The 8428-nt window shown below is 69.3% G+C and carries 9 protein-coding genes and 1 pseudogene; 7 read left to right on the plus strand and 3 right to left on the minus strand.

The features are described from left to right. Positions 1-31: 31 nt before the first annotated feature. Positions 32-307: a hypothetical protein gene (locus tag A5705_RS05575; RefSeq protein ID WP_068276049.1), complete on the plus strand. Its 276-nt coding sequence runs from the start codon at positions 32-34 to the stop codon at positions 305-307. On the opposite strand, the gene A5705_RS05580 is transcribed toward A5705_RS05575, so the two are convergent. After that, entirely contained in the window at positions 291-773 is a 483-nt protein-coding gene (locus tag A5705_RS05580; protein WP_067882050.1) for a hypothetical protein, read from the minus strand. The two genes, A5705_RS05575 and A5705_RS05580, sit on opposite strands and share 17 nt — an antisense overlap. Before the next feature lie 59 nt (positions 774-832). On the opposite strand from A5705_RS05580, the gene A5705_RS05585 reads away from it, so the two are divergent. The 3 genes from A5705_RS05585 (at position 833) to kasB (ending at position 3558) form a co-directional block, all read left to right on the plus strand. Beyond that, entirely contained in the window at positions 833-1513 is a 681-nt protein-coding gene (locus A5705_RS05585) for a phosphatase PAP2 family protein (protein WP_068276052.1), read from the plus strand. A gap of 45 nt (positions 1514-1558) precedes the next feature. Continuing rightward, on the plus strand, positions 1559-2212 hold the full coding sequence (locus tag A5705_RS05590; protein WP_067882044.1) for a L,D-transpeptidase: 654 nt from the start codon (positions 1559-1561) through the stop codon (positions 2210-2212). A gap of 86 nt (positions 2213-2298) precedes the next feature. Continuing rightward, positions 2299-3558, plus strand: a complete 1260-nt coding sequence (gene kasB, locus A5705_RS05595; protein ID WP_067882041.1) for a 3-oxoacyl-ACP synthase KasB — start codon at positions 2299-2301, stop codon at positions 3556-3558. Between the two features lie 88 nt (positions 3559-3646). On the opposite strand, the gene A5705_RS05600 is transcribed toward kasB, so the two are convergent. Both A5705_RS05600 and A5705_RS05605 read right to left on the minus strand, forming a co-directional pair. After that, positions 3647-4138: a nuclear transport factor 2 family protein gene (locus A5705_RS05600; protein ID WP_067882039.1), complete on the minus strand. Its 492-nt coding sequence runs from the start codon at positions 4136-4138 to the stop codon at positions 3647-3649. Positions 4139-4254: 116 nt separating this feature from the next. Beyond that, complete coding sequence (locus A5705_RS05605; protein WP_068276055.1) at positions 4255-4857, minus strand: TetR/AcrR family transcriptional regulator; 603 nt, start codon at positions 4855-4857, stop codon at positions 4255-4257. Between the two features lie 38 nt (positions 4858-4895). Between A5705_RS05605 and A5705_RS05610 the strand changes: the two genes are divergently transcribed. The 3 genes and pseudogenes from A5705_RS05610 to A5705_RS05620 form a co-directional block, all read left to right on the plus strand. Continuing rightward, a complete protein-coding gene (locus tag A5705_RS05610) occupies positions 4896-6122 on the plus strand; it encodes a hypothetical protein (protein WP_068276058.1) in 1227 nt (408 codons plus the stop codon). 174 nt (positions 6123-6296) lie between these two features. Continuing rightward, positions 6297-6809 (plus strand): annotated as a pseudogene (locus A5705_RS05615) (hypothetical protein); the annotation flags it as partial. A gap of 527 nt (positions 6810-7336) precedes the next feature. Next, a partial coding sequence (locus A5705_RS05620) for a hypothetical protein (RefSeq protein WP_068276064.1) occupies positions 7337-8428 on the plus strand: 1092 nt, incomplete at its 3' end.

Raw genomic sequence — 8428 nt, forward strand, 5'->3', positions numbered from 1 at the left:
AACCCGGGACGAGCCCAGAAAGGAGCGCGCCATGAAGCTTTCCGACGTACTCGACCAGTCGCCTTCCCAGGGGCGCGGCTTCGCGGAGCCGTATCGGACCGCCGACGGCGCCACCGTGATCCCCGTCGCCAAACCGCTGGGCGTGTTCGTCGTGCGTGGGGGCGAGGCCCGCTGGGTGCCCGCCGTCGATCAGAACCGGATCGCGCTGATCGGGGTGCTCACCGGCCTGCTCGCGGCGGTGATCGGCACCCTGGCGGTGCTGCGGCAGCCACCCTGGCCGCGGATGACCATCACGGAGAATAGGTGACGCCAACCGCCCGGAAGACGTATTCGGGCGGCATCTCGAAGGCCAGGGACCGCCGCGGCAGGCCGGCCAGCACGTCGGCCGGGATGGCCGCCTTGTAGTGCAGCGACAGTTCGCCGCTGAACTTCGGGTCGACCCCGGCGACATCGACGTGCACCTGCAAACCGGTCGACGAGATCTCGACCTTGGCCGCGCCGGTCTGGGGTGCGTCCCAGCGCGCGTCGACGGTCGGCCCGGCCAGCTTGGGCAGCATCGACAGCGTCGCGAGCACCCGCTCCGAGGTGAACGCCAGCGAGCCGACGTAGCTGGCGACGCTGTGCGGCAACCGGACGCCGGGGATGGTTCCCTTGAAGCGCCGGGTCACCGCGACATAGTCGGCGAGGTAGAGCAGGCCCTCCGCCTCGACCTGCGCATGCAGGTCGGCGGGCAGCTTGCCGATGCCGAACAACCTGCGGACGAAGACCGCCATGACGCCAGTATGACCGGCCGCGGCGACGCCGCCGGGGCGGTGCTGGTATCGGTTGAGGGATGACCCGCCCCCGGACCGGCTGGGCCGTGGGCGTCGCCCTGGCCGCCGCGCTCATCTACGCCGTCCTGTGGGTGGGCTATTGTCGGCACTGGGCTTGGCCGCAGCGCCTCGACGGGTCGTTGTTGAATCCCGCCCACGAGATCGGCGTCAAGCACCCGATGTGGGTGAGTTGGTGGGACGCGGTGTCGTTCGCGCTGGGGCCGGTCACGTTGCGGCTGCTGGGGATGGTGGCGGCGGTGGTCGCGCTGGTGCGGCGCCACGTGCGGGCCGCGCTCGTGCTGTTCGCCTGTGCGCCGCTCAGCGGGCTGGTGACGTGGGCGGCCAAGGGCCTGGTGGACCGTCCCCGGCCGTCGACCATGCTGGTGGCGGCGCCCTCCTGGTCTTTTCCGTCGGGGCACGCGCTGGAGGCGACGTCCGCGTTGCTCGCCATGCTCGTCTTCGCGCTGCCGCTGCTGAGCCGCCCGCTCGGCCGCGTCGCGGTGGTATTGACGGCGCTCAGCCTGCTGTTGGTCGGGATCGCCAGGGTGGCGCTGAACGTGCACTATCCGTCCGACGTGCTGGCGGGGTGGTCGCTGGGATACCTCTATTTCCTGTTGTGCCTGTTGGTGTTTCGGCCTTTCGCGAGCGCGCCGGCCGACCACGCGCCGGTTGTCACGGCGCGGTTATCCAACCGGGTCTAAAGCTTTACTTGACCCCGAGGTTCGCGTCGCCCGACGATTGAATCCATGCGCCGGCTGCTCGCTTCGCTGTGCGCGGTGGCGTGCCTGATCGTCGCCGCGGTGCTGCTGGCACCCGTCAGCGGCGCGGCCAGCCCCTGGTTCGCGAACTCCGTCGGCAACGCGACGCAGGTGGTTTCGGTGGTCAGCACCGGCGGTTCCAACGCGACGATGGACATCTATCAGCGCACCGCGGCCGGTTGGCAAACCCTCAAGACGGGCATCCCGACCCACGTCGGCTCCGCGGGCATGGCGCCGCAGGCCCGCAGCGGTGTCCCGGCGACGCCGATGGGCGTGTACACCCTTGACTCGGCCTTCGGCACCGCGCCGAATCCCGGTGGGGGACTGCCCTATACGCAGGTCGGACCCAACCACTGGTGGAGCGGCGACGACCACAGCCCCACCTTCAACAGCATGCAGGTCTGCCAGAAGGCGCAGTGCCCGTTCAGCACGGCCGCCAGCGAGAACCTGCAAATCCCGCAGTACAAGCACGCGGTGGTGATGGGCGTCAACAAGAACAAGGTGCCCGGCGGCGGCTCGGCGTTCTTCTTCCACACCACCGACGGCGCCCCCACCGAGGGCTGCGTCGCGATCGACGACCCCACGCTGGTGTCGATCATCCGCTGGCTGCGGCCCGGCGCGGTGATCGCGATTACCAAATAACCCCGCCGGCGGCGTGGTGTTTGCATGATTCGCTGACGTGGGCGACGCTTGCGTGAAGTACCCGAGCACGGAAGGCGCCTTTCGCAATGACAGAGCTGGTTACCGGGAAAACGCTGCCGAACGTGGTTGTCACCGGCATCGCCATGACGACCGCGTTGGCAACTGACGCGGAAACCACCTGGAAGTTGCTGCTGGACCGCCAAAGCGGCATCCGAACCCTCGACGACTCCTTCGTCGAGCACTACGACCTGCCGGTGCGCATCGGCGGACACCTGCTGGAGGAGTTCGACGAGGGGCTGACGCGCGCCGAACGGCACCGGATGGGCTACCTGCAGCGGATGTCCACCATCCTCAGCCGCCGGGTGTGGGAGAACGCCGGCTCGCCCGAGGTCGACCCGAACCGGTTGATGGTGTCCATCGGCACGGGTCTGGGCTCGGCCGAGCAGATCGTCTTCAGCTACGACGACCTGCGCGCCCGCGGGATGAAGGCGGTGTCGCCGCTCGCGGTGCAGAAGTACATGCCCAACGGCGCCGCCGCGGCCGTCGGGCTGGAGCGGCACGCCCGCGCCGGGGTCCTCACCCCGGTGTCCGCGTGCGCGTCGGGTTCCGAGGGCATCGCCCAGGCCTGGCGCAGCATCGTGTTCGGCGAGGCCGACGTCGCGGTCTGCGGCGGCGTCGAGGTCAAGATCGAGGCGGTCGCGATCGCCGCGTTCGCCCAGATGCGGATCGTGATGTCCACCAAGAACGACGACCCGGTGGGCGCGTGCCGCCCGTTCGACCGGGACCGGACCGGCTTCGTGTTCGGCGAGGCCGGCGCGGTGATGATGATCGAGACCGAGGAGCACGCCAAGGCCCGCGGCGCCAACATCCTGGCCCGGCTGATGGGGGCCAGCATCACCTCCGACGGCTACCACATGGTGGCCCCCGACCCCAACGGCGAGCGCGCCGGGCACGCCATGAGCCGGGCGATCCAGCTGGCGGGCCTGACCCCGGGCGACATCGCCCACGTCAACGCCCACGCGACCGGCACCTCGGTGGGCGACGTGGCCGAGGGCAGGGCCATCAACAACGCGCTGGGTCCGCACGGCGGCAACGCGGCGGTGTACGCGCCCAAGGCCGCGCTGGGCCACTCGGTGGGCGCGGTCGGCGCGGTGGAATCGATCCTGACCGTGCTCGCGCTGCGGGACCAGGTGGTTCCGCCGACCCTCAACCTGGAAAACCTCGACCCGGAGATCGACCTGGACGTGGTCGCGGGCGAGCCGCGGCACGGCAGCTACGAGTACGCGATCAACAACTCGTTCGGATTCGGCGGCCACAACGTGGCCATGGTGTTCGGCAAGTATTAGGCCGGGCCGGGTTCGCCGAACGTGAAGACGCGGCGACTTTTTCGGGATTTTTTCGCACTGACTTCACGCTCGGCGAAGGGTGGCCGGGTTATGCCAAGGCGCGGCCGGGCTTGACCTTGAAGTCCAGGCCCGCCAACGACATTGTCGCGTCGTAGGTCCGGTCGTAGCCGGTTCCGCTGATCTTCCAGCCGGCGTCGGTGCGCCGGTAGGAGTCGCGGTAGAAGGCCGCGCCGATCAGCATGAAGTCGAAGTCCGCCACGATCACCCGGTCTTGCAGATACCAGCTGCCCGAGGCGGTGTCGCCCGAGACATCGATTTCCGGGTGCGTCACCCGGTGCTCGGTGATGACGTTGGGCCCGAGCGACGAGCGCATGTACTCCACCAGGTCGGCGCGGTTGGTGAAGTGCAGCTCGTTGCCGATCGACGGGCCGTAGTCCGCCTTGATGTCCTCGGCCAGCGTGTCGGCGAAGTCGTCCCAGTGCTTGGTGTCGAGAGCGCGCAGGTAGCGGTACTTCAGCCGTTTGATCGCTTCGACGTCGGCTGCCGCATCGTGAGGGGTCATCCCGTCATTGCAGCACACACGTTGAGGGCGCCCGCGGTCAGTAGGAGAGCGTGGGCTTTCGCCGAGATATAAACGGTTGCGAACCGGATCGGCGTTTCGTGTGCGTAGGTTATATGTCGCGACGTCCTGGGCCGTCATTGCAGCACACGCGTGACCATGTCGATCAGGGCGCGTCGTTCGAGGCTCCAGTCGACCGCGGTCCCGGTGACCATCTGCGCCAGCACCACACCCCGCAGGGCGGCCCAAATCACCTCGGCGACACCGGCATTGGCCGGATCGTCGGTGATCAGCCGGCCGAGCTGGCCGATCGCGGAGTTCATTTCGAGCAGGTGGCGCCGCGACGACGCGCCCGGGCCGCCGCGGGTGGCACGCAGGATCTCGAAGGCCGCCATCGACGTCGGGCTGCTGTAGCAGCTCCACGCGGTGTCGACGACGACCTCGATGCGCTCGCGCAGCGGAAGCTCGCTGACGTCGGCCGACGACAGGCTGTCGACCAGCCTGGCCACGCCGTCGTCGACGACCGCCATCAGCATGCCGTTGCGGTCGCCGAAGTGGTACTGGATGACTCCCCACGTCACGCCCGCCCGTTCGGCCACGTGCTTGGCCGTGGCGGCGGCGAACCCTTCCTCCACGATGCAGCGCACCGTCTCGTCGATGATCTTGCTGCGCGTGTCATCGCCGCGCTTGCGCGGCGCGCTGGTATGCCGGGTGGGGGCAATGGACCTGGATGAGGGCATTGTTGACTTTATAACATAAACCCGACTATTTTTGGGCGGTGAGCCGATCCCGTTACGCGCGGTTGTCCCGTCAGGAGCTCTCCGTCCTGGTCCCCGAACTGTTGTTGATCGGCCACATGATCGACCGCTCCGGCATGGCGTGGTGCATCACGGAATTCGGTCGCGAGGAGATGGTGCAGATCGCCATCGAGGAGTGGGCCGGCGCAAGCCCCGTCTACACCAAGCGCATGCAGCGGGCGCTGAACTACGAGGGCGTCGACGTGCCGACCATCTTCAAGGGTCTGCAGCTCGACATCGGCGCGCCGCCCCAATTCATGGATTTCCGCTACACCGTCCACGACCGCTGGCACGGCGAATTCCAGCTCGACCACTGCGGGGCGCTGCTCGACGTGGAGCCGATGGGCGACGAGTACGTCTTCGGCATGTGCCACACCATCGAGGACCCGACCTTCGACGCCACCGCGGTCGCGACCAACCCCCGCGCGCAGATGCGCCCGATCCACCGGCCGCCGCGGGTGCCCGCGGACCGGCAGCCGCATTGCGCCTGGACCGTCACCATCGACGAGTCGCACCCCGAGGCGCAGGGCATCCCGGCGCTCGACATCGTTCGCCGAACCCGCGCCGCCACTTGGGAATTGGACCCCATCGATTCTTCCGACGAGGGGCATGCCGACTACTCGGGACCGTTGCTGTCCGACCTCGACTTCGGCGCCTTCTCGCACTCGGCGCTGGTCCGCATGGCCGACGAGGTCTGCCTGCAGATGCACCTGTTGTACCTGTCGTTCGCCATCGCCGTGCGGGCGAGGGCCGCCGACGACGCCCAGGCCGTCTCGGTGGGCACCCGCGGCCTGACCGGGGTGGCGGGGCTGGCGGCGGAGCGGATCCACCGCGCGCTCGGCCTCCCGGGCGGGATCGACGGAGCGCGACAGGTGTTCGAGTTGCACCCGCTGCTCAACCCGGCGGGCTACGTCGTCGCCGAAACCGCGGACAACCGGCTGAGCGTGCACCGGTCGCCGGCGCACGACGACGGCGCCTGGATCTCGCTGTGCTCCCCGGCATCCGTGCAGCCGCTGCAGGCGATCGCCACCGCCGTCGATCCGCGCCTTGCGGTTCGGGTCGACGGCACGGACACCGACTGGACCGCGGAGCTATTCGAAACCGACGCCGCCGCAGCCGAACTGCCGGAGGTGTCGGTGGCCAAATTCAGTGGCGGGTCGTCGTTCGAATTCCAGCCGAGGCGGTCGCTGCCGCTGACCGTGGTGTAGCGCGGCGCCACTTTCGCCCGATCTGGCCGGTTTGTCAATAGGTTTCCGGTCCCGATTCGATGACGCTCTCACATCGAGCGGATACCAATGGCATTGCAAGCCATCGGCTTTCCGCGTGTCGGCGGCTATGGTTAACGCTGGCCACCGACCCCTGTAGACGAAGGTATTCGCTCTATGTACGACCCAGTTGGGTTGTCGATCGGGACCACGAACCTGGTCGCTGCGTGTAACGGAACTCCGCCGGTTTCACGCCGCGCCGTGCTGACCCTGTATCCGCACTGCGCGCCGAAAATCGGTCTGCCGTCTGAGAATCCGCCGCTGAGCGAACCAGGCGTGCTGATGCGCGGCTTCATCGAGCGTATCGGCGACTCGGTCGCGCTGGTGTCGCCCGACGGCTCGGCGCACGACCCCGACCTCCTCACGGTGGAAGCCCTGGACGCCATGGTGCGGGCCGCCGGGGCCGACGCGGCGGCCTCGGAGATCTCGATTGCCGTTCCCGCGTACTGGAAACCCGCGAACGTGCAGGCGCTGCGCGACGCCTTGCGAACACATCTGGGCTTCGTGCGAAGCGGCATGGCGCCCCGCCTGGTCTCCGATGCCATCGCGGCGCTGACGGCGGCGAACGCGGAGCTGTGCCTGGCGGCGACCGGAGTGGTCGGGCTGCTCGATTTCGGCGGCGGCGGCACCGGGCTGGGCACCAGGGAGCTGACCGGCGGCGCGGGCAGGGGCGCGACGGTGGGCGCCGGCGGTGCCTGGCGGTTTTCGATGCCCGTCAGGGTGTAGGCCACGCCGCCGATCGCGGTCATCGCGACCACGGCGCACATTCCGATGACCAGCTGGGACAGCCGAGGCGCCGTCGACCACCCCGACGACGACGGTGCCGATGACGACGCAGTGGATTCACGTTCCGCTGCTACCGGTGCCGATACCGGTCCCGGTCCCGGCGAGCCAGGCTCCGCAGGCGCCCCAGGCTCCGCCGTATCCGCAGTATCCGGGGAACTCGCAGAACCCCTTTCTGAGCCCGGGGTACTGAATCGGCGAACCCGTCAATAAACCGCTGTGACCTGGATCATTCGGGGTCGATCAAGGGTCGATTGGCACAAGCGCGTCCGGCCTGACGGGGGTAGCGTGGTATCACCCGGTTCGGGCGGGGTCTGTTTTTGGTTGCCCTCGTGAGGGCTCCGAAAGTTTCTAGAGGACCTTGGAGGCGCAAAGTGGACATCGTGCTCGGAGTGTCGATGGCTCCGACCGCCGTCCGTCTGGTGCTCATTGAGGGCCAGGATGCCGACGGTGTCACCGTTGAAGAGGACGAATTCGAGGTCGCGCCGGCTCAGGATGCGGCGAACGCCGGCGCGCCCGCGCGGGTGATCGACGCGATCGTCGGCACCCGGGAAGGCGCGGTCGAGGGTGGCTATCAGCTGACCTCGACGGGCGTGACGTGGACCGATCCCGCGCTGGCGCGCGAGCTGCGCGAGGCGGTCGCCGCCCACGACGTCGGCAGCGTGATGCTGGTGTCCCCGTTGCTGGCCGCGGCCGCGTTGGCGCAGACGGTCGGTCAGTCGATCGGCTATGAACACGTCGCGATGCTGTTCGTCGAGCCCGACAGCGCGACGCTGGCCGTGGTCGACGTCGCCGACGGTTCGATCGTCGACCTGCACCGGCGGCAACTGGTGGGGGACACCGCGGTCGAACTGTCCGGCATGGTCGCCGGGCTCGACGCGCCCGGGTCGGAGGCCGACGGCTTGTTCGTCGTGGGGGGTGGGACGGGCCGCGGGAGCGATGTGGCGGCGATCAAGGCCGCGCTCGAGGCGGCGACCGCGCTGGACGTGAGCGTGCCCGAGGAACCCGAGATGGCGCTGGCCCGTGGCGCGGCGCTGGCGTCGGCGAACGCGCCGCTGTTCGCGGCCTCGACGGCCGCCCTGGCCTACTCGCTGGACCCGGGCACCGGCGAGGTGAGTCCGCGGGCGCTCAGCCCGACCTACCTCGACGTCACCGGCAACGCCGACCTGGGTGCGCTGGCCTACAGCGCCGTGGACGACGTAGCCGACGACCTCGGTGCGCCCCGGCGGCGCAGCTTCCCGATGCTGGTCGGCAGCGCCCTGGTCGCCATCGCGGCCGTGGCGGCGGGGGCGGTGGTGGTTTCGCTGACGTCGGACACCCATCCGGCCATCCCGCACGCCGTCGCGCCGGTGAACCGGGAGCCCGCGCCACAGGCGCAGGTGCCCGCCCCGAGCCCGCCGCCACGGCCGCGATGGCGACCAGGGCGCTGCCGACCAGCATCGGGAAGCTGCGCCGCCGGGGGACAT

The sequence above is a fragment of the Mycobacterium sp. E787 genome, from assembly GCF_001668725.1.
GTDB lineage: Bacteria > Actinomycetota > Actinomycetes > Mycobacteriales > Mycobacteriaceae > Mycobacterium.

Coding starts and splice junctions, on each gene's coding strand:
- A5705_RS05605 (WP_068276055.1), bottom strand. CDS start 4,857: ATGCCCTCATCCAGGTCCATTGCCCCCACCCGGCATACCAGCGCGCCG.
- A5705_RS05590 (WP_067882044.1), top strand. CDS start 1,559: ATGCGCCGGCTGCTCGCTTCGCTGTGCGCGGTGGCGTGCCTGATCGTC.
- A5705_RS05575 (WP_068276049.1), top strand. CDS start 32: ATGAAGCTTTCCGACGTACTCGACCAGTCGCCTTCCCAGGGGCGCGGC.
- A5705_RS05585 (WP_068276052.1), top strand. CDS start 833: ATGACCCGCCCCCGGACCGGCTGGGCCGTGGGCGTCGCCCTGGCCGCC.
- A5705_RS05580 (WP_067882050.1), bottom strand. CDS start 773: ATGGCGGTCTTCGTCCGCAGGTTGTTCGGCATCGGCAAGCTGCCCGCC.
- kasB (WP_067882041.1), top strand. CDS start 2,299: ATGACAGAGCTGGTTACCGGGAAAACGCTGCCGAACGTGGTTGTCACC.